The organism is Actinocorallia herbida (assembly GCF_003751225.1).
Lineage (GTDB): Bacteria > Actinomycetota > Actinomycetes > Streptosporangiales > Streptosporangiaceae > Actinocorallia > Actinocorallia herbida.
This window is the reverse complement of sequence record NZ_RJKE01000001.1, coordinates 7110612-7129176: the sequence shown is the minus strand read 5'-3', so window position 1 is coordinate 7129176 and position 18565 is coordinate 7110612. Positions and strand designations below refer to the sequence as shown.

The 18565-nt window shown below is 71.8% G+C and carries 18 protein-coding genes; 15 read left to right on the top strand and 3 right to left on the bottom strand.

Features of this window, described 5'->3' with window-relative positions; translation table 11 throughout:
• Positions 1-308 precede the first annotated feature (308 nt).
• Positions 309-1250, bottom strand: coding sequence for a TIGR03621 family F420-dependent LLM class oxidoreductase (locus EDD29_RS32540; RefSeq protein WP_123668101.1), 942 nt, complete (start codon positions 1248-1250; stop codon positions 309-311).
• Positions 1251-1328: 78 nt separating this feature from the next.
• Here EDD29_RS32540 and EDD29_RS32535 point away from each other — a divergent pair, with 78 nt between their 5' ends.
• The 4 genes from EDD29_RS32535 to EDD29_RS32520 are packed head-to-tail and all read left to right on the top strand — an operon-like array spanning position 1329 to position 5135.
• On the top strand, positions 1329-2105 hold the full coding sequence (locus EDD29_RS32535; RefSeq protein ID WP_123668100.1) for a phytanoyl-CoA dioxygenase family protein: 777 nt from the start codon (positions 1329-1331) through the stop codon (positions 2103-2105).
• Positions 2102-3088: a phosphotriesterase family protein gene (locus tag EDD29_RS32530; protein ID WP_246053116.1), complete on the top strand. Its 987-nt coding sequence runs from the start codon at positions 2102-2104 to the stop codon at positions 3086-3088. The genes EDD29_RS32535 and EDD29_RS32530 overlap by 4 nt, the downstream gene beginning before the upstream one ends.
• Positions 3089-3099: 11 nt before the next feature.
• A complete protein-coding gene (locus EDD29_RS32525) occupies positions 3100-4353 on the top strand; it encodes a cytochrome P450 (protein ID WP_123668099.1) in 1254 nt (417 codons plus the stop codon).
• The gene (locus EDD29_RS32520; protein ID WP_123668098.1) at positions 4350-5135 is read left to right on the top strand and encodes an SDR family NAD(P)-dependent oxidoreductase; all 786 of its coding nucleotides are present in this window, start codon (positions 4350-4352) and stop codon (positions 5133-5135) included. Before EDD29_RS32525 ends, EDD29_RS32520 begins: the two co-directional genes overlap by 4 nt.
• Before the next feature lie 174 nt (positions 5136-5309).
• Here the strand turns inward: EDD29_RS32520 and EDD29_RS32515 are convergent, their stop codons facing one another.
• A complete protein-coding gene (locus tag EDD29_RS32515) occupies positions 5310-6512 on the bottom strand; it encodes an MFS transporter (protein ID WP_170201675.1) in 1203 nt (400 codons plus the stop codon).
• Between the two features lie 62 nt (positions 6513-6574).
• Here EDD29_RS32515 and EDD29_RS32510 point away from each other — a divergent pair, with 62 nt between their 5' ends.
• From EDD29_RS32510 to EDD29_RS32460, 11 genes are all read left to right on the top strand, one after another.
• Complete coding sequence (locus EDD29_RS32510; RefSeq protein WP_123668097.1) at positions 6575-6931, top strand: MerR family transcriptional regulator; 357 nt, start codon at positions 6575-6577, stop codon at positions 6929-6931.
• A 104-nt stretch (positions 6932-7035) separates the two neighbouring features.
• The gene (locus EDD29_RS32505) at positions 7036-7629 is read left to right on the top strand and encodes a malonic semialdehyde reductase (protein ID WP_123668096.1); all 594 of its coding nucleotides are present in this window, start codon (positions 7036-7038) and stop codon (positions 7627-7629) included.
• A 166-nt stretch (positions 7630-7795) separates the two neighbouring features.
• Entirely contained in the window at positions 7796-8668 is an 873-nt protein-coding gene (locus EDD29_RS32500) for a Gfo/Idh/MocA family protein (protein WP_123668095.1), read from the top strand.
• Between the two features lie 126 nt (positions 8669-8794).
• On the top strand, positions 8795-9976 hold the full coding sequence (locus EDD29_RS32495; RefSeq protein ID WP_123668094.1) for a low temperature requirement protein A: 1182 nt from the start codon (positions 8795-8797) through the stop codon (positions 9974-9976).
• A 416-nt stretch (positions 9977-10392) separates the two neighbouring features.
• The gene (locus EDD29_RS32490; protein ID WP_123668093.1) at positions 10393-10833 is read left to right on the top strand and encodes a hypothetical protein; all 441 of its coding nucleotides are present in this window, start codon (positions 10393-10395) and stop codon (positions 10831-10833) included.
• 140 nt (positions 10834-10973) lie between these two features.
• Complete coding sequence (locus EDD29_RS32485) at positions 10974-11432, top strand: flavodoxin family protein (protein WP_123668092.1); 459 nt, start codon at positions 10974-10976, stop codon at positions 11430-11432.
• 103 nt (positions 11433-11535) lie between these two features.
• Positions 11536-12351 (top strand): hypothetical protein, encoded by an 816-nt coding sequence (locus EDD29_RS32480; RefSeq protein WP_123668091.1) that lies wholly within the window; start codon positions 11536-11538, stop codon positions 12349-12351.
• Positions 12348-13241, top strand: a complete 894-nt coding sequence (locus EDD29_RS32475; protein ID WP_123668090.1) for a P-loop NTPase family protein — start codon at positions 12348-12350, stop codon at positions 13239-13241. The genes EDD29_RS32480 and EDD29_RS32475 overlap by 4 nt, the downstream gene beginning before the upstream one ends.
• Positions 13238-15472 (top strand): hypothetical protein, encoded by a 2235-nt coding sequence (locus tag EDD29_RS32470; RefSeq protein ID WP_123668089.1) that lies wholly within the window; start codon positions 13238-13240, stop codon positions 15470-15472. Before EDD29_RS32475 ends, EDD29_RS32470 begins: the two co-directional genes overlap by 4 nt.
• Positions 15473-15597: 125 nt before the next feature.
• A complete protein-coding gene (locus tag EDD29_RS47845; RefSeq protein WP_281280964.1) occupies positions 15598-15726 on the top strand; it encodes a hypothetical protein in 129 nt (42 codons plus the stop codon).
• A 50-nt stretch (positions 15727-15776) separates the two neighbouring features.
• Positions 15777-16916 carry an epoxide hydrolase family protein gene (locus tag EDD29_RS32460; protein WP_123668087.1) on the top strand — a complete coding sequence of 380 codons (1140 nt, stop codon included), beginning with the start codon at positions 15777-15779 and terminating at the stop codon, positions 16914-16916.
• Positions 16917-16979: 63 nt separating this feature from the next.
• On the opposite strand, the gene EDD29_RS46550 is transcribed toward EDD29_RS32460, so the two are convergent.
• On the bottom strand, positions 16980-18557 hold the full coding sequence (locus EDD29_RS46550; protein WP_211360057.1) for a serine/threonine-protein kinase: 1578 nt from the start codon (positions 18555-18557) through the stop codon (positions 16980-16982).
• Between the last annotated feature and the right edge of the window lie 8 nt (positions 18558-18565).

Below are 18565 nucleotides of genomic sequence, written 5' to 3'. Positions count from 1 at the left end.
GGTGTTCGCGGTGGAACGTCCATTTCCCCAGGTCGGCGGCCCGCGGCGGAGTGTGGCGCAGATCTCATGGGGGCTCCGGGAGTGGTCTAGCGGATCGTGAACGGAGGCGCCGTCCGCGCATCTGTGCCGGACCCCGCCGCGCGTGCTGAGCCGCAGGCCGGGGCCGGTAAACGCAGGGTGACGCCTGGGGGAAGCGCGGGCGGTGAGCGGTTCGGGCCCCGGTCGCCCGCTTTCGCGATTGGTCCAGACCAATGGGCGATGGGTCGCCGTTCCGCCCCGGAACCGCGGTTCCGGGGCGGATGTCCGGATCAGCTGCCCGAGAGGCGGGCGACCACCTGGCGGAACGACGGCAGGTCGTCCTCGTTGTGCAGGACGAAGTAGGAGATGCCGAGGTCCTCGCGCCAGTGCCGCAGGGCGTCGCAGATGTCGTCGAGGGATCCCGCGAGCACCTGGGGCGTGCCCGCCTGGGCCGACGGGTTCGCGGCGCTCCACGCCTCGGGCTGTGCGCCGAGGCCCAGGCTGAGGACCGACGTGCCGAGCTCGATCTCCTCGAAGCGCGGTCCCGCGGCGGCCTCCAAGGTGGCGAGTTTGCCGCGGAACTGGTCGATGCCGCTGTCGCGCAGGTCGGGGCCCGCGCCGTCGGCCCGCACCCGCATCGTCAGGTTGACGATGTCGGCCTCGCGGGCGGCCAGCGCCAGCATCTTCGGGCCGCCGCCGCCGAGCATGATGCGCGGCCCCGGCTTCCGGGCAGGAAGGGGCTCCTGCTCCAAGCCGGAGACCGTGTAGTGCGCTCCCGCGAAGTCCACGGGGCCGCCCCTCCAGAGCGCCTTCATCACCCTGAGCGACTCGTCGAGGCGGGCCACCCTGACGCCCGGGGAAGCCAGCTCCATGCCTGCGGCGTCGTAGTCGCGGGCCATCCACCCGGTGCCCATGCCGAGTTCAAGGCGGCCGTCGGAGAGCAGGTCCATGGTCGCGGCCTCCTTGGCCAGGACGGCCGGATGCCGGAAGTCGTTCGCGAAGACCAGCGTGCCCACGTTCAGCGTCTCGGTCGCGCAGGCCGCGGCCGTCATCGCGGCGACGGGGCCGAAACGCGGTCCGACGAGGTGGTCGGGGACGAGCAGGGTGCTGAACCCGTCGTCCTCCAGACGGCGCGCCTTGTCGGCCCAGGCGCGGCCGGACTCGGCGAGGCGCAGGACGGCGCCGAAGCGGAATGGGCGGTACGGACGGTCCTTGCGGTCCTGGCGGGACACAGGGGGCTCCTCCCGGTCGGGGGGCTCGGTTCAAACCAAGCGCTTGCTTTACCATGCCGTGCGTTCGACACTTGGGCAATGTCCCTCGCAGTGCGTCCCGCGACCGACGACGAGGTCGCCTTCTTCCGCGAGAACGGCTGGGTCCATCTGCCCGGCCTCGTCCCGCCCGAGACCGTCGCCGCCCTGCGCGCGACGGCACTCGCCCGTCTCGCCGAGCGCGACCGGGCCCGCCGCAGCGCCGTCGACGAGGCGTTCGGCCAGTCCCGCGACATCGCCGAGACCGATCCCCTGTTCCGCTCGCTCACCCTCGACGGCACCCTCGGCGAGACCGCGGCCCGGCTGCTCCAGGGCGTCGCCAGGGTCCGCGTCCAGGTGACGAACCTGCTCGTCAAGGAGCCGGAGGGCACGGGCGGCCACGGTGCCACCGTGTTCCACCAGGACTTCCCCTGGATGCCGATGGACCGCTCGGAGATGCTGACGGTCTGGCTGGCCCTCGGCGACATCCCCGCCGAGATGGGATCCCTGCGCTTCTACACGGGCTCCCACAGGTACGGGCTCCTCGGCCGGAGCTTCACCCGCGAAGGCGACGACCAGCCTTCGCAGCACCCGTGGCTCACCGCCCTTCCGCTGTCCGACCCGCTCGACCTCTCGGCGGGCGACGCGACGGTCCACCACGCCCTCACCGTCCACGGGTCGGGCGCGAACCTGAAGGAAGAGCCCCGGCTTTCGTTCACCGTCACCTACTTCGATTCCGACGCCCTCTACACCGGCACCCCATACGCGCAGACGGACGGGCTCGGCCTCACGGTCAACAAGCCGTTCGACCATCCGCGCTTCCCGGAGGTCACCCCGTGACACAGCGAGAACGAGCGATCGAGACCGTCCGGGGGCCCGCCGGCGGCCTCGGCGCGGTCCTCATGCACGAGCACATCTTCGGGCTCAGCCCCGAGATCCTGTGGAACTGGCCCGACGTCCCCGAAGGCTGGGACCTGGAGCGGTGCGCCGCCGACGCCGCAGCCAAACTGGACGCCGTGCGCGCGCTCGGCATCGACACCGTCGTGGACCTCACGGTGATCGGCCTCGGCCGCTACGTCCCGGCCGTCCAGCGGGTCGCCGAGCTGACGTCCGTGAACATCATCGTGGCCACCGGCCTGTACACCTACGACGATCTGCCCGCCTACTTCGGCAACCGGGGACCGGGCAGCCTCTTCGGCGGGGAGGACAGGCTCGCGGAGTTCTTCATCCGGGACATCACCGAGGGCGTCGGCCGCACCGGGGTGAAGGCCGGGATGCTCAAGTGCGCCACAGGCAAGCAGGGCATCACGCGCGGCGTGGAGCGGGTCATCCGGGCCTGCGCGAAGGCGCACCGCGAGACGGGCGTGCCCATCACCACCCACAGCGAGTCCTCCGTGCGCAACGGGCTCGACCAGCAGAAGCTCCTGCGCGAAGAGGGCGTCGACCTCACGCGCGTCGTCATCGGCCACGCGGGCGACTCCACCGACCTCGACTACCTGCGCACCCTCGCCGACAGCGGCTCCTACCTCGGTATGGACCGCTTCGGCATCGAGTTCACCTCCTTCGAGGACCGGGTCGCCACCGTCGTGGCCATGTGCGAGCTGGGCTACGCCGAGCGGATGGTCCTCGGCCACGACTCGTACTGCTTCAACGACAGGTTCGAGTGGGACGTCATCGCCGAAAGGCATCCGAACTACCACCTGCGGCACATCTCGTCCGACGTGCTGCCCGAGCTGCTGGCGCGGGGCGTCACGCAGGCCCAGATCGACCTCATGCTCATCGACAACCCGCGGCGGGTCCTTTCGCCCGTCGCTCCCTACTGAGGGAGCCCGCCATGTCCGTCCACCCCGCCGCGCACCCCGGCGCCGCCGCAGACGCCGCGGACTTCGACGTCACCGCCGCCTGGCACGTCGCCGACCCGTACCCCTTCCTGCGCCGCCTCAGGCACGAGCAGCCCGTCTTCTGGAGCGAGCACCTCAAGATGTGGGTGCTCACCCGGTACGAGGACGTGCGCGCCGCCTACCGCGACAACGCGACCTTCTCCTCCGTCGGCTCTCTCACCATCTCCCGGACCCTCACCGACGAGGTCCGCCGCGCGCTAGGCGAGCACCAGTCCTTCCTCGACAACTTCGCCGCCAACGTCGACCCGCCCCAGCACACCCGGATGCGGCGGGCGATCTCCAGCGCGTTCACGCCCCGGGCCGTCGCGAAGCTCGGCGAGGCGTTCCGCGCCCAGGTCGACGGGGTGCTCGACGACGTCATCCCGCAGGGCGGCACCGACCTCGTGCAGACCATCGCGCACCTGCCGTCCGCGCACCTCGCCGCGATCTTCATCGGAGTGCCGCCGGAGGACGAGGAGGACGTCAAGCACTGGGTGACGTCCTGGTTCCAGCTCTTCCTGTCCCCGCAGACCCCCGAGCGGCAGGTGGAGCTCGCCCGGGACTTCCTCAAGTACCTCGACTTCGTCGACCGGCTCGTCACCGAGCGGCGCGAGAACCCCCGCGACGACTTCGCCTCGCTCATGGCCGGGCTCATCCCCGACGAGCTGTCGCACCGCGAGGTGGTGGAGACCATCAGCGCGCTCCTGCTCGGCGGCAACGACACCGTGCCCAACGCGCTGGGCAACGGGATCCTTCGGCTCATGCGCGAACGGGACGTCTGGGACGAGATCGTCGCCGATCCCGCGCTGATCCCCGGCATGATCGAGGAGTCCCTGCGCCTCGACGGGGCGAGCCTCGGCAGCTTCCGCATCCCGACCAGGCCCGTCACCCTGCACGGCGTCACCATCCCCGCCGGGGTCGAGGTGCTCATCAGCACCGACTCCGCCGCGCACGACGAGACGGTCTTCCCCGACCCGGAGCGGTTCGACATCCGGCGGCCCAACGCCCGCGACCACCTGGTCTTCGGGTACGGCATCCACCACTGCGTGGGCGCGGCGCTGAGCAGGCTCAAGATGGAGATCGCGTTCGAGCAGATCGTCCGGAGGATCCCCTCGCTGCGGCTCGTCGAAGGGGAGCCCGCCGAGTACCGGCGCAGCCTTGTCGGCCGGGGGCTCGCCGGCCTGCGCGTCGAATGGGATGAGCGGTGAGGTTCGCCGGGAAGGTCGCGATCGTCACGGGCGGCGGATCGGGCATCGGCAAGGCCACCGCCCGAAGGCTCGCCGCGGAGGGGGCGGCCGTAGTGGTCGCCGATCTGGATCCGCGGGACACCGCCGACCTCGTCGTCAAGGACGGGGGTGCGGCTTCGTCGTTCGCCTTGGACGTCTCCGACGAGGCGGCCGTGCGCGCGCTGGCCGAGTCCGTACGGGCCGAGCACGGGCGGCTCGACGTCCTGCACAACAACGCCGCGGCGCTCGGCCGCGACGTGTACGGGCGCGACCTCGACCTCGCCGATCTCGACGTCGCCGTCTGGGACCGCACCCACGAGGTCTCGGTACGGGGCGCGATGCTCACCTGCAAGCATCTCGTCCCCCTCATGTCGAAGGGGGCGGCGATCGTGAACACCACGTCCGTCAGCGCCCTCGTCGGGGACACCGACCACGCGGCGTACGGGGCGGCCAAAGCCGCCCTCATCTCCTTCACCCGCTACGTCGCCACGATGTACGGAGACAGGGGGGTGCGCTGCAACGCGGTCGCTCCGGGACTCGTCATGACCGACGTCGCACGCCGCGTCATGACCCCGGAGATGCTCGCGGAGAAGGCCGCGGAAAGGCTACTCCCGTGGGCCGCGGAACCGGAGGACATCGCCGCGCTGGTGGCCTTCCTCGCCTCCGAGGAGGCCCGCTGCGTCACCGGGCAGACCGTCGTCATCGACTGCGGCACCACCGTCCACCGGCCCGAGCACGCCATCCGCAAGGCACGCGCCCAGTGAGCCCGGCCCGGTGGCAGGCTCCCCGGCGAAGCCGGGTTCTTCGAGGGCCTGTCACCGGGCCCAGTGGGTGCGGCCTGGTGGCAGGCTCCCCGGCGAAGCCGGGTTCTTCGAGGGCCTGTCACCGGGCCCAGTGGGTGCGGCCCGCCGCGTGCGCGGAGGCGGCGGGCCGGCTCGTCAGCGGACCCTCCGGCGCAGGACGGCGCCCGCGAGGAGCAGCCCGGCCAGCGCGAAGACCGCGCCGAACAGGCCGTTGAAGCGCAGCAGGCCCGCGCCGACCGAGATCCCGCCCAGCGCCGCGCCCAGGGCGTTGGCCAGGTTGAACGCCCCCACGTTGACCGCGACGGACAGCGTGGGCGCGCCCTCGGCGTGGCGCAGCAGCACGGTCTGCAGCGGCGCGATCGTCGCCGTGGACAGCACGCCCAGCGCGCCGACGGCGAGTACCGCCGCCCACGGGACGGGCGCGGCGAGCGGCAGCAGCGCCATCACCACGACCGTCGCCGCGAACACGCCGCGAAGGGTCGCGCCGAGAGAGGCGTCGGCCAGGCGGCCCGCCAGCACGTTGCCGGTGAACCCTCCGACGCCGTAGGCGAAGAGCAGAGCGGTCACTGCGCCTCCGGTGAACCCGGAGACGTCCGTCAGCAGCGGCACGAGGTAGGTGAAGACGACGCCGACCCCCGCGCAGCCGACGGCCGTCGTCGCCAGGGAGAGCAGGACGGGGCCGCGCCGCAGCACCGCGAGTTCGGCGAGCGCGCCCTTCGCGGGGGCCGCCGTGCGCGGCATCGCCGAGGCGATGAGGACCGTCCCGGCCGCCGCGACGATCGCGACCACGACGAAGGGGACGCGCCAGCCCGTCGCCTGCCCGGCGTACTGGCCGAGGGGCACGCCGAGCACCGTGGCGACGGTCAGCCCCGAGGTGACCGCGGCTACGGCCCGGCCCGCCCGGTCGGGGGAGACCACCGAGGTCGCCACGACGAGCGCGATGGCGAACAGTGTCGCCTGGGCGGACGCGGCGACCACCCTTCCGGCGAGGAGCAGGGGGAAGGACGGGGCGAGCGCCGAGAGCAGCGTGCCGAGGCCGAACAGGACGCTCAGTGCCAGGACGAGGCCCTTGCGCGGGAGCCGCGCGGTGGCGATGGTCACCAGGGGCCCGCCGAGTGCGACGGTGAGCGCGTAGGCGGTCGCGGCCTGGCCCGCGACGGGGACCGAGACGTCGAAGTCGGCCGACAGCTGGGGGAGCAGCCCGGAGACGAGGAACTCGGCGGTGCCGGTGCAGAAGACGAGGAGGATGAACCCGCCGAGGAGGATCGAAGGGTGCCGGGCGAGGGCCGGAGCGGCCGGGCCCGCGGAAGGCCCGGAACGGACCTGGTTCTGCGTCATGGAGGATACTGTCAACATTGACATCCATGTGAAGGCAAGGCGCGGAAGGCGGGGTCGCGGGCATGCGGATAGGGGAACTCGCACGGCGCACCGGGGTGAGCACCCGGTTGCTGCGCTACTACGAGGAGCAGGGGCTGCTCGAGCCGCGGCGGAACGCCAGCGGCTACCGGGACTACTCCGAGGAGGATCTCGCCGCGGTCCTGAGGGTGCGCCGCCTGCTGGCGGCCGGGCTCCCCACGGTGACGATCGCCTCGGTGCTGCCCTGCCTGCGCGAGGACGGGACCGCGCTCGTCCCCACCTGCCCCGACCTCCTCGCCGACCTGCGCCGGGAGCGTGACAGGATGGAGCGCGCCATCGCCGATCTGACGGCCTCGCGCGACGCCCTGACCAAGGTCATCGCCGCGGGGGCACCCGGCTGACCGACCGGAACGTGACGTACGTCATCATCCGATCGGGCAGAAGTTGAGGGTTCAAGTTTGTTCTCTCTCCGGAAGCGAGACCCCCATCAGGAAGGTGACCACCCATGAGCCTCGTTCTCGACGCCGCCGCGCAGGACCTGCTGTTCCGCGAGGCGCGGACCGCCAACACGTTCACCGACGAGCCGGTGAGCGAGGAGCAGGTCCAGGCGATCTACGACCTCGTCAAGTACGCCCCGACGGCGATGAACGCCCAGCCGCTGCGCATCACCTTCGTCCGCAGCCCCGAGGCGCGCGAGCGCCTGGTCGGCCACATGGCCGAGGGCAACAAGGCCAAGACCGCCTCCGCCCCGCTCGTCGCGATCGTCGGCTACGACACCGACTGGCACGAGGAGCTCCCGAAGGTCTTCCCGCACGCCCCCGGCGCGAAGGAGAACTTCGACAACGCCGCCGAGGTACGCCACGGCATGGGCTCCTTCAACGCCTCCCTCCAGATCGGCTACCTGATCATCGCGATCCGCGCGGCGGGGCTCGCCGCGGGCCCGATGGCCGGCTACGACGCCGAGGGCGTCAACAAGGACTTCTTCGGCGACGGCGCCCACAAGGTGCTCGCCGTGATCAACATCGGCAGGCCCGGCCCCGACGCCTGGTTCCCCCGCAGCCCGCGCCTGGAGTACGACGAGGTCGTCACCACGGTCTGACGTACCCGGCGCGCCCGAAGACCCCGGTCCGGCCACAAGCCCGAGGGACCGGGGTCTTCGCACGCCCGGACCCGGTGCGCCGCGGCGGCGGGCGGCCGGGCCGCGCCGGAGAGTCGTCCACAGGGGCGATTCGCGAGGTGGCGGGCGGAGTGGAAAACTTGCGGGCATGAGCGAAACCGTTGCCGTCGGACTTGTCGGAGCCGGGCCCTGGGCCAACATGGTGCACGCCCCCGCGATCGCGGCGGGGCCGGGCACCCGGCTCGCCGGGGTGTGGGCGCGGCGGCCGGAGGCCGCGGCGGAGCTGGCGGGCGCGCACGGCACGTCGGCCTTCGACGGCCTGGACGAGCTGCTCGACTCCTGTGACGCCGTGGCGTTCGCGGTGCCACCGAACGTGCAGGCCGAACTCGCGCTGAAGGCGGTCGCCGCGGGCAAGCCGGTCCTGCTGGAGAAGCCCCTGGCGATGGATCTGGAGGGCGCCAGGCGGCTCGCCGACGCGGTCGCCGAGGCCGGCGTCGTCTCCCAGATGGTGTTCTCGCTGCGCTACACCGAGGCGGCCCGGGCGTTCCTGCGCACCACGGCGGAGCTCGAAGTCCTCGGCGGCTACGGCAGGTTCGTCTCTGCGGGCCTGTCCGGCGGCCCGTTCGCCACCCCATGGCGGCTGGAGCGCGGCGCGCTGCTCGACCTCGGCCCCCATGTCCTGGACATGATGGACGCCTCCCTCGGCCGGATCACCTCGGTGCGGGCGCACGGCAACCCGCTCCGCTGGCTCGGCCTGCTGCTGGAGCACGAGACCGGCGCGGTCAGCGAGGTCTCGCTGTCCATGGCCGGCACCGACCCGCAGCAGTCCGCCCACGTCGAGGTCTTCGGCCGCAAGGGCGAGGCCCGCATCGACTGGCAGGTCGGCGACGACGACTTCGCCCGGATGATCGCCGAGTTCGCCGAGGCCGTCCGCACCGGCACCGACCACCCGTTGAACGCCGCCCACGGCCTGCACATCCAGACCCTCCTCGCCGAGGCGGAATCCCAGCTCGACCTCTGACGCCCGGCGCACCCGCGCACCGCCCCGGCGGCGCGCGGGTCCGGCACGGGCGCGCCGCTGACGGACCGGTCGTCGGCAGCGGATGATCTATCGCTGTCGGATGGTTATTGTCGCTATTCTCCCGTCATGGCAGAGGATGCACCGGCGGTCTCGGGCCTTGAGGAAGCGGAGCCCCTGATCCGGGTGTCCACCCTCGAGCTGTTCTTCGACCTCGTCTTCGTGTTCACCTTCACCCAGCTGACCAGGGCGCTCGTCCACCACCTCGACGCCGCGGCCGTCGTCCAGGCGATGCTGATGTTCGGCCTGATCTGGTGGATGTACGGCGGCTACGCCTGGCTGACCAACGCGATGGCGCCCGACAGCGTGATGCGCCGGACGCTCTTGCTCGTCGGCATGGGCGGGTTCCTCGTCGTCGCGCTCGCCGTGCCCGAGGCGTTCGGCGCCTCCGGGTGGGCCTTCGGGGCCGGGTACCTCGTCGTGAGCGTCATGCACTCGCTCCTGCTCCACCGGGCGAGCGGGGCGGGGGCCAGGGCGGTGCTGACCCGCCTGGCGCCGATCAACCTCACGTCGGCGCTGCTCGTCCTCGTCGGCGGCCTGCTGCCCGGATGGCCCCGGTACGCGCTCTGGGCGGTGGCGCTGGCCCTCCAGATCGCGACGCCCTACCTGCACCGGATGGAGGCGCACTCGGTCAACGCCGGGCACTTCGTCGAACGGCACGGCCTCGTCGTCATCATCGCGATCGGCGAGTCCATCATCGCGATCGGCATGGGCTTCGAAGGGCTGGAGCTGGACTTCGGCGCCATCGTCGTCGCGCTCCTCGGGCTCGGCACCGCGTACTACCTGTGGTGGACGTACTTCTCCCTCGACCAGGAGCGGTCCGAGCACGCGCTCCAGGCCGCCGCCGAGCCGCGGCGCCGCTCATTGCTGGCGCTGTACGGCTGGGGCTACGCCCACTACCCGCTGTTGTTGGGCGTCGTCTTCCTCTCCGCGGGGACCAAGAAGACCGTCGGGCACGCGTTCGAGCCGCTCGCGTGGGGTCCCGCGACGGTCCTGGGCGCCGGGGCGGCCATGTTCCTCCTCGGCCACGCCTGGTTCCTGCGCGTCCTCGCGCTGGACGGCGCCCGCTACCGCTGCGCGGCGGCCGCCGGCGTGCTCCTCACGATCCCGCTCGCCCACGTGGTGGCGGTCGCCCAGCTCGTCGCCGTTCCCATCGTGATGGCGGCCTCCGCCATCACCGAGGACTCGCTGCGCATCCGCCGCACCCGCACCAACCCGTTCACCTCCTTCGGCCGCACCGCCTCTCACTGACGGGGCCCGCTGTCCCTTTTCTGTTTCACTCTGTTACGGGTGTGGATTTGAGAATTCCCTATCGGGAATTTCGGAGATGGTGGCGAGGTCGTCCGTTCGGACGTTCCGGGGGCGCGGTCGAAGGGGCGGGTGAGGTGTCCCGGGGCGGCTGTTTCAGGGTGTGGAGCTGGTGGTTCGGGATGCGGCCCGGCCGCGGCGCGATCCGGCCAAACCAAGCTAGCGCTTGCGTGTTGCCGGGAGAGTCAAGGCGATTTACGGTCAAGGAGAACCCGCCCACTCAGGGCGGCGCCAGTTGATTACGGCCGATTCCCGGCGAGGAACCGTCACCGCCCACCCGACATGGGCGGATCCGGAGCACGGGGCGGCCGTCCCACCCCTGGGCGTTTTTCGGGCGCCCTGCCTTGGAAAGAGGACCCATGTCCCGCATGATCAAGATCGCCACGCTCGGCGCGGCCTCGGCCGCCGCGGCCGCCATGATGGCGGCCCCGGCCCACGCGGCCCAGCTCGCCTCCGGCACCGTGGTGGTCAAGCTGAGCAACGGCACCACCGCCGCCAACTGCGCCTCGACCCTCGACGGCACGAGGAGCGGCAGCGCGATCAACGTCACCGGCGCCACCGCGACCAGCTGCGGCGTCACCGTCACCCCCGTCGGCCTGCCCTGGACCGGCAACATCGCCGCCCCGGCCACCATGTTCTTCTCGATGAAGGCCCTCGGCTGCACCTACAGCGGCACCCTGTCCGGCGGGACCGTCGCCGCGGGTGACGTCGTCACCTGGACCAACCAGCCCGTCACCGGAAGCGGCAGCATCCTCTGCGTCAGCGGCGTCACCGTCACCGCGGTCTACGACTTCGTCTGACCGACCCCGTCGGCCTTAGGCCGGCGGCGATCCTCACCCCCCGTGCCTCCGGTGGCGTCCGCGCCCCCGGAGGCACGGCCCTTTCCACGACCACGCGCCGCCACGGCCCTCCACCCCGCGAAGGTGAGAGGCTGCCTCCCGTGAGCCGCCTCCTGATCGTCCACCACACCCCGTCGCCCGCCCTCCAGGAACTCCTGGAAGCCGCCCGCTCAGGCGCCTCCACCGACGAGGTGAAGGGCGTGGAGATCGTCACCCGCCCCGCCCTGTCCGCCTCCATCACCGACGTCCTGGAAGCCGACGCCGTCCTCCTCGGCACCCCCGCCAACATCGGCTACATGTCCGGCGCCCTCAAGCACTTTTTCGACGTTGTCTACTACCCCTGCCTCGAGGCCAAGCCCAAGATGCCCTACGGGCTCTACGTCCACGGCAACCTCGACACCACCGGCGCCGTCCGCGCCGTCGAGTCCATCACCGCGGGCCTCTCCTGGCGCCCCGTCCGCCCGCCCGTCACCGTCACCGGCCCGATCACCAAGGCCACCCGCGAAGCCTGCTGGGAACTGGGCGCCCTCCTCGCCGCCGAAATCGGCGAACTCGCCTGACCGTTCACCGCTGATTGGGCGGATGTCCGGAGGCGTCAATCGCCCCTGCGGTGCGATAAGGGGGCTGTATGGTGTGGTTCCTGGCCTTTCGGAGGGACGGTCTGTGGGGCACCGGTTCGGGCTCGTCGCGGTGTTCGGGTTCCTGCTGCTCTGGCCCGGGGACGCCGCGGCGTGGGACGCCGCGAAGGACGCTCAGCTGGTGTTCTGTCTCAGCGGGGACCATCGGCAAGGACTGGCGGACGCGGCGGGGATCCTCGGATTGGCGGAGCCCCGAGGCACGCGGGTGGTCGTCGGCGGCCGAGAACTGAGCCTGGAAGAGTGGCGCGAGAAGAAGCCGACGGACTTCGAGCGGGCCTGCGCGGCACTGGTGTCGGCGAGCGCCGAGACTCCCGCCGCGGGTAAAGCCGATTCGCCGTTCAGCCTCGCGGCCTTGGCGGCCGTGCTCGTCCCCGTGGTGGTCGGCGCCGGTCTCGCCTGGTCCGCCTCGGAATGGCGGGCCTCGGTCGACGCGGGACGCGCGAAGGCCGACGAGTTCCGTGCGGCTGCGCGCGCGTTCACCGAAAGCGTTCGCGCGTACGTGCAGGAGGAACTCCGGTACACCGTGGGCAGGCGTCCCGACGCGGACGCGGTGGATCGTGACCGCATGTCCTTGGACACCTGGCTTCAGCGGGTCGCGCTTGCCGAGCCGAAATGGCGGATGGTCCAGGACCTGCGCGCCGCGCTCGGCGGTGACCTCGGCGAGATCCTCAGCGAGGGCTGGGACGAGCCGGGCGGCGCGCAGGAGAAGACCGGGCGCGCCAAACGGATCGAGGCGGATCTCGCCGTCCTCGAAGAGGGCTGCGAACGGATCGCCCTGGCGCTGGAGCGGCCCGGCCGCCTCCATTCGGGCCTCAAGAGAGATGCGGGGACACGCACGTGACCAATCCGTTCGTTGTGCCCGGAGGCGTCCTCGGCGGCCACGGCCCGCTCCGCCCCTGGGAGATCGCGGAGCAGGACGACTACTACGCGCCCGTGGACAACACGCAGTGCTCCTTCGAGGAGTTCAAGACCGCGCTCGGCGGGGGCGCCTCTCTGGCCGCCAAGGGACGCACGGTCCTCGTCTCGGGCGGCGGCGGATGCGGGAAGACCTCGCTGATGCACCGCTGCGCCCATTGGCTCAAGCAGTCGGGCGGCCCGAAGGCCACGATCTTCGACCTCACCGAGGACGGGCTGGACGGGGCCGACACGCCCAGCCGGATCCGGCACGTGTGCGGCAGGCTCGTCGACGAGCTGGAACTCGACGGCAGCCTGGACGAGGTGCCCCTCACCGGGTTGCAGGAGCGCCGCGACGACCCCTCCAAGGCGTTCCCGTACCTGTCCAAGATCTTCCAGAAGTCTCAGCGCGCGGCCGTGGTCCTGCTGCCGCCCTCGGAGGTCTTCGAGGAGGTCGCGCGGTACGCCGAGCTGGCCCGCAAGAACATCCTCCTGCTCGCCGAGACGTCCTACCCGACGGTCGCCGACACGTGCCGGGCCCGGCTCGGTCCCGGCACGGCCTCCCAGGTCCTGGTCCTTGAGGTCGGCATGCTGCACCCGGGGGACGGCTGGCGCCTCGTCGCCGACCGCTACGCGCGCGCCGGCGCGGAGCTCCCGGAGATCAGCGAGGACACGATGCTGACCTTCATGGAGAAACGGATCGCGGGCACCCGCGGGACGACGATCCACGAGCTCCAGATGGTCCTCCAGGAGGTCTTCGAAGAGGCGGCCGGCAAGGAGAGGCTGGACTACGCGGACTTCGCCGACTACTACCTGAGGAAGGCAAGGCTGCTGTGACCGGGCCGCGCAGGAACCCGTTCCCCGCCGCGGCCGTCGCCCGCCTGTCCGTCGACCCCGGCGATCTGCACGCGACCATCCCGACACCCGCCGTCCGGCGTGCCCTCGACTACACCGACGCCTACCTGGCCGGTCCGGGGAAGACGGGCAACGTCATCGCGGTCGTCGGCGAGTACGGCACGGGCAAGACCCATCTGGCGCTCTCCCTGCGCGCGCGCCTGACGCGCGCCGGAAACGGGCACTCCACGCGGACCCTGTACCTCGACGCCCCTGCCGACACCTTCGTGGCCCTGTACCGGCAGCGGTTCGTGGTGGAGCTGCGCAAGTCCGACGTGCGGGAAAGGGTGAGCGACTACTACGCCGACATCGTCGCCGACTCGCTCGCGGACTCCGAGCTGACGGCGGAGGCCGCGGAACGGCTCCGCACCCGGGACGTCGACCCGCATTCGGCGGTCCGTGCCTTCGGCCTCATGGAGAGCGCCCTTCTCCAGGAACTCCAGCGCCGTCTCGGCGTGGTGACCGAGAACGCGGCGTTCGGCACCGCGCTCGGCCTCTTCCTGCGGCCCGAGTTCGAGGACGCCGTCTGGGAGTGGCTGCGCGGCCACGCCCCGGACCCGGCGCTGGCCGAGCGGGGTATCACCGAGGCCATCGACACCGACACGACGGCCCTGGAGGCGATCGGCGTGTTCGCCCTCCTCCACGGACGGCAGGGCCACCGCTTCGCCCTCGTCATCGACGAACTGGAGAAGATCCTCTCACCGCCGCACGTACCCGGCGCGGGGTCGGTCCTGGCGTTCAAGAAGCTCCTGGAGGTCTTCTCCGGTGCCGGCGCGTTCCTGGTGCTCTCCGGGCTGCCCGACTTCCTCGAGGCGCTGCCCGAGGACGCCAGGCAGCGGATCGGCTGCATCGTTAAGCCGTCCGCGCTCTCGGTGGCGGACACCTTGACCTACGTCAGGGACGCCAACGCGCGCGAGGGGCGGGGACAGGCCCTGGACCCGTTCAACGAAGAGGTCGTCGAGTACCTCGTCGATCTGGCGGGCGGCAACGCGCGCAAGATCATCAAACTGCTCTTCCACGGGTTCCAGAGCGCCGTCGCGGCGGGCACCGACGTGACGACCGCGATGGTCCGGGAGGTCGCCCGCGACCAGTTCGAGCTGACCACCGGCGACGACGTGCGCGCCGAGACGGCCAGGGTGCTCGATCTAGCCGGGTTCGCCTTCGAGACCGGGCACCGGTTCCCCGACGGAGGCCGGGCCGACTTCTGGATCCCCGTGGGCGAGTCCGGGGGCTGCGCGATCCTGATCAGCGACTCCGTCCTGCAGCCCGGCGACGTCCGGGCGCTTCGCGAGGCCGCCGTGGACCTCCGTGCGGGGCGCCAGGACACGGCGGTGCTCCTGGTCGTCAACGGCTACCTGGCCGAGGGCTTGAGCGCGAGCCTGGCCGCCGCCTTCGACCGCGAGCCCTTGACGCACAGCCTCCGCCACTTCGCCAAGGACTTCGACGCCGCGGTCAAGGGCGCCGTCCAGAGGCTGGAGGACGCCACCCGCGAGGACAACCTCTCGCTGCTGCGCGACCAGGTCGACCGCCTGGGACGCCAGCAGTCGAGGATGCTGGAGACGCTCCTGAAGTTCCAGCGGGATCAGGAGATCCGGGCCGAGGAGGTCGAAGACTCCCTGCGGAGTATCCGGGACAGGGAGTCGTCGGTCATCAATCACGTGACCAACAATCACGTGAACCGGTTCGACGGCGGACCTCCTCCCGCACCGCCTTTGCCGGGTGAGCTGGACCTGATCTTCACGGGGACCCTGGAGGCGCTCGATGTCGCGGAGATCCTCAGGCGGGAGGCGGCGCAATCACTGGGCGGAGACTTTCCCAGTGGCGCGTTCCTCGAGTCGTCCACCCTCGAAGCGCTTGGCACGGCTCTCTGGGTGAGGACGCTCGTGGAGGAGTTCCGGCTGTCGATCAGCGACTGGTTCACCACTGCCCGATCGGCTGGTTTCTTCAGCAAGACGGACCTGAACAGAAGGTGCGAGCAGTTCAATCTCGTGCTGACGGCGACGCTGAACCAGCGACGGGTCTCGCTGTCCTTGCGGATCCTGGGTGACTTCGAGTGGGGGAGAGCACCGCAGAGCGACTTCGTCGACCTGCTCTTCCATCTCCCCATAAGGGTGGAGCGGAGCGCGCAGATGGAGGCCGCGCGGAGCGGCCTGCCCAGGCGCGACGACGAGTGATCGGATATGTCTCCGCGGCTCCGATTTCTCGGGTGGATCCGGCCCCCTGTGCGATCGCCGACGGCCCTGCGGCTACGATCCTGGGCGGTGCGAACTGAGATCTTCGCAGGTCCGAGGGGGTAACGGTGGCCGGGGAGAGGCTGAGCGCGGTGGAGATGGCGGTGATCGACGCGGCGCTGGTGGAGGAGCTGGTGGATCTGCTGGAGCTGGCGCCGGAGCTGCTGGAGCGGTACCGGGAGCAGGTTCAGGGGTGATCTCGGGGGTTCCGGGTGCGGCGGGGCGGCTCGGCGGGTAGGTCTCGCTCATGGGCGAGGTGCGGGAGTTCCGGATCCGGGTGGGGCGCGAGGAGGTCGATGACCTTCGGGAGAGGTTGGGGCGGACGCGGTGGGGGCCGGAGGAGCCCGAGGTGGGGTGGGAGCGGGGGGTGCCCGTGTCCTATCTGAAGAGGCTCGTGGGGTATTGGGCGGACGGGTTCAACTGGACGGCGGCCGAGGTGCGGCTGAACCGGATGCCGCAGTTCGTCACCGAGATCGACGGGCAGACCGTGCACTTCGTGCACAGGCCGTCGGAGCGGGCGGGGGCGGTGCCGCTGCTGCTGGTGCACGGGTGGCCCGGGTCGTTCGTGGAGTTCACCGAGGTGCTGCCGCAGCTCACCGACGCGTTCCATCTCGTCGTGCCGGACGTGCCCGGCGTCGGGTATTCGGGGCCGCTGCGCGAGACCGGATGGACCACCGGACGGATCGCCGACACGTTCCTGGAGCTGATGACCCGGCTCGGCCATGCCGAGTTCGGGGTCCAGGGCGGCCGCAGCGGTGCCAGGATCGCGGCCGAGATGGGCCGCCGCGCGCCCGGCCGGGTGATCGGCGTCCACCTGAACGGGCTGGTCACCCCGCCCGCGGACGAGCCGACGGCCATGGCGGGCCTCACCGAGGTCGAGAAGGAACGGCTCGCCCGTCTCGCGGAGTTCCACAGCGAGGGGTACGGGTTCGCCGCATTGCAGCAGACCCGTCCGGCGACGCTCGGGCACGCGCTCCTCGACTCCCCGGCCGGGCAACTCGCCTGGACCGTGGAGAAGCTGTGGGCGTGGACCGACGCGAGGTCGGCGCTCCCGGAGGACGCCGTGGACCGGGACCTCCTGCTCGCCGACGCGTCCCTGCTGTGGTTCACCCGCACCGCCGCCTCCGCCGCCGCGCTCTACTACGAGGACGCGCACGACCCCGGCGAGGTGCCGCCGCGGCCGCGCGGCCCGGTGCCGACGGCGGTCCTGGCGACGGGCACGACGGATGTGGCGGTCCGGCGGTTCGCCGACCGGGAGCACAACGTGACCCGGTGGACGGAGCTCGAGCGCGGCGGGGCGTTCCTCGCCCTGGAGCAGCCCGCGGCGTTCGCCGAGGACGTCCGGGACTTCTTCGCCGCGGTCCGCACGGGCCGCTTCCTCGGCTGAGGGGATCCACGGGAAGGCCGCAAACCGGGTCCATCCGGCCGCCGAATCGCCGACGCGGCCTCGTCAGGGCGTCAGGGAGAAGGTGCTGAGGAGGTCTTCCGCGGTCTCGGCCGAGCAGTGCGCGGGCGCGCAGAAGTAGACGAGGAAGGCGCTCGACGCCACCGGGCGCGGCACGACCAGCGCGGTGATCTCCAGCCGGTGCGCGGGGTCGGCGGGGTCGGCGACCGAGCCCTGGAAGCGGTCGGCCCGGACGCCGCCGGCCGTCACCTGGGTGGCCGCGCCGAGGCTGACCTGGCCGGGCAGCAGCGCGGGCAGGCTCGTCGCGACGGTCGCGGCGTTGTCGAGGGTGTCGCTCACCCCGGCGAAGACGCCCGTGGCGTCGTCGCCGTCGAGGCCGGCGATGGGCGCCCAGTCGGCGGCGACGGGGGTGGCGAAGAGCTGCTCGAACAAGGCGGCCTCGGGGGAGGCGACCATGGACACGTCGGAGTGGGTACGGTCCTCCCACGAGGCGGGGTAGGCGAAGCTGAACGGGGCCGCGGCACTGCCCGGGTACGTCGCCGTGCCACCGCGCATGAGAAGAGCCGCCGCCGCGCCCGCCGCCACGAGCACCGCCAGCGCGGCGCCTATGAGCTGGACGGGACGACGTCCGCCTATCCGTGCCGACGGGGTCGTCAGACGGGTGAGGGAAGGCGGGACGGTGTCGGCTCGGCGAAGCCCCGGGGGAGGGGTCTGCTCGCCGGGCGGGGTGTAAGGCACAGAGCGCAGGGACGGGTCGGAGACGACCTCGCCCAGGGCCTCCCGTAGAGCACGGACGAATACCAGGCAGGTGGGGTAGCGGTCGCCGGGGGACTTGGAGATGGCCCGCGCGAGAACGGCGTCCACCGCGACGGGCAGGCCGGTCCGGTGCGAAGAGGCGGGAGGGGCCTCCTCCGACACGTGCGCGTACAGGAGGCCCATCTGGTTCTCCCGCACGAAGGGCGGGGCGCCGCACAGCATCTCGTAGGCGACGCAGGCGAGCGCGTACTGGTCGCAGCGGCCGTCGACCACGTCGCCGGTGATCTGCTCGGGCGCGATGTACCGGGGCGTGCCGACGAACTGGCCCTGGCTGGTCAGCCCGGACGCCGACGTCGCCGACTTCGTCAGCCCGAAGTCGGTGAGGTACACGTGCTCGTCGCCCGGGGACTGCCCGGTCGCGACCAGGACGTTGGCGGGCTTGACGTCCCGGTGGACCAGCCCGTGCTCGTGCGCCGCGTCGAGGGCCGCGGCGATCTGGCCGAGCACGCGGGCGGCCCGCTCGGTGGCGAAGGGCCGCTGCCGCGCCATCCGGACGCGCAGGTCCTCGCCGCCGACGAAGCGCATGGCGATGAACAGGAGGCCGTCGGCCTCGCCCGCCTCGAAGATCGGGATGATGTAGGGGTGGTCCATCCCGGCGACGGTCCGGGACTCCCGGACGAACCGCATCCGGAAGCGCTCGTCATAGGTCAGGTGCGGAGCGAGGATCTTCAGCGCGACGATCCTGCCGAGCCGGTTGTCGCGGGCGCGGTACACCTCGGCCATGCCGCCGCGCCCGACGAGGTCGAGCACCTGGTAGTCGCCGATGACGCGGCCGGAGAGGCCGGGGCGGGAGTCGCCGGTGTGCAAGGGGTCTC

Bases quoted from the DNA above. Each gene is read 5' to 3' on its own strand.
- EDD29_RS32535 (WP_123668100.1), top strand. From the start codon at position 1,329: ATGTCCCTCGCAGTGCGTCCCGCGACCGACGACGAGGTCGCCTTCTTC.
- EDD29_RS32525 (WP_123668099.1), top strand. From the start codon at position 3,100: ATGTCCGTCCACCCCGCCGCGCACCCCGGCGCCGCCGCAGACGCCGCG.
- EDD29_RS32515 (WP_170201675.1), bottom strand. From the start codon at position 6,512: ATGACGCAGAACCAGGTCCGTTCCGGGCCTTCCGCGGGCCCGGCCGCT.
- EDD29_RS32510 (WP_123668097.1), top strand. From the start codon at position 6,575: ATGCGGATAGGGGAACTCGCACGGCGCACCGGGGTGAGCACCCGGTTG.
- EDD29_RS32505 (WP_123668096.1), top strand. From the start codon at position 7,036: ATGAGCCTCGTTCTCGACGCCGCCGCGCAGGACCTGCTGTTCCGCGAG.
- EDD29_RS32500 (WP_123668095.1), top strand. From the start codon at position 7,796: ATGAGCGAAACCGTTGCCGTCGGACTTGTCGGAGCCGGGCCCTGGGCC.
- EDD29_RS32495 (WP_123668094.1), top strand. From the start codon at position 8,795: ATGGCAGAGGATGCACCGGCGGTCTCGGGCCTTGAGGAAGCGGAGCCC.
- EDD29_RS32490 (WP_123668093.1), top strand. From the start codon at position 10,393: ATGTCCCGCATGATCAAGATCGCCACGCTCGGCGCGGCCTCGGCCGCC.
- EDD29_RS32460 (WP_123668087.1), top strand. From the start codon at position 15,777: ATGGGCGAGGTGCGGGAGTTCCGGATCCGGGTGGGGCGCGAGGAGGTC.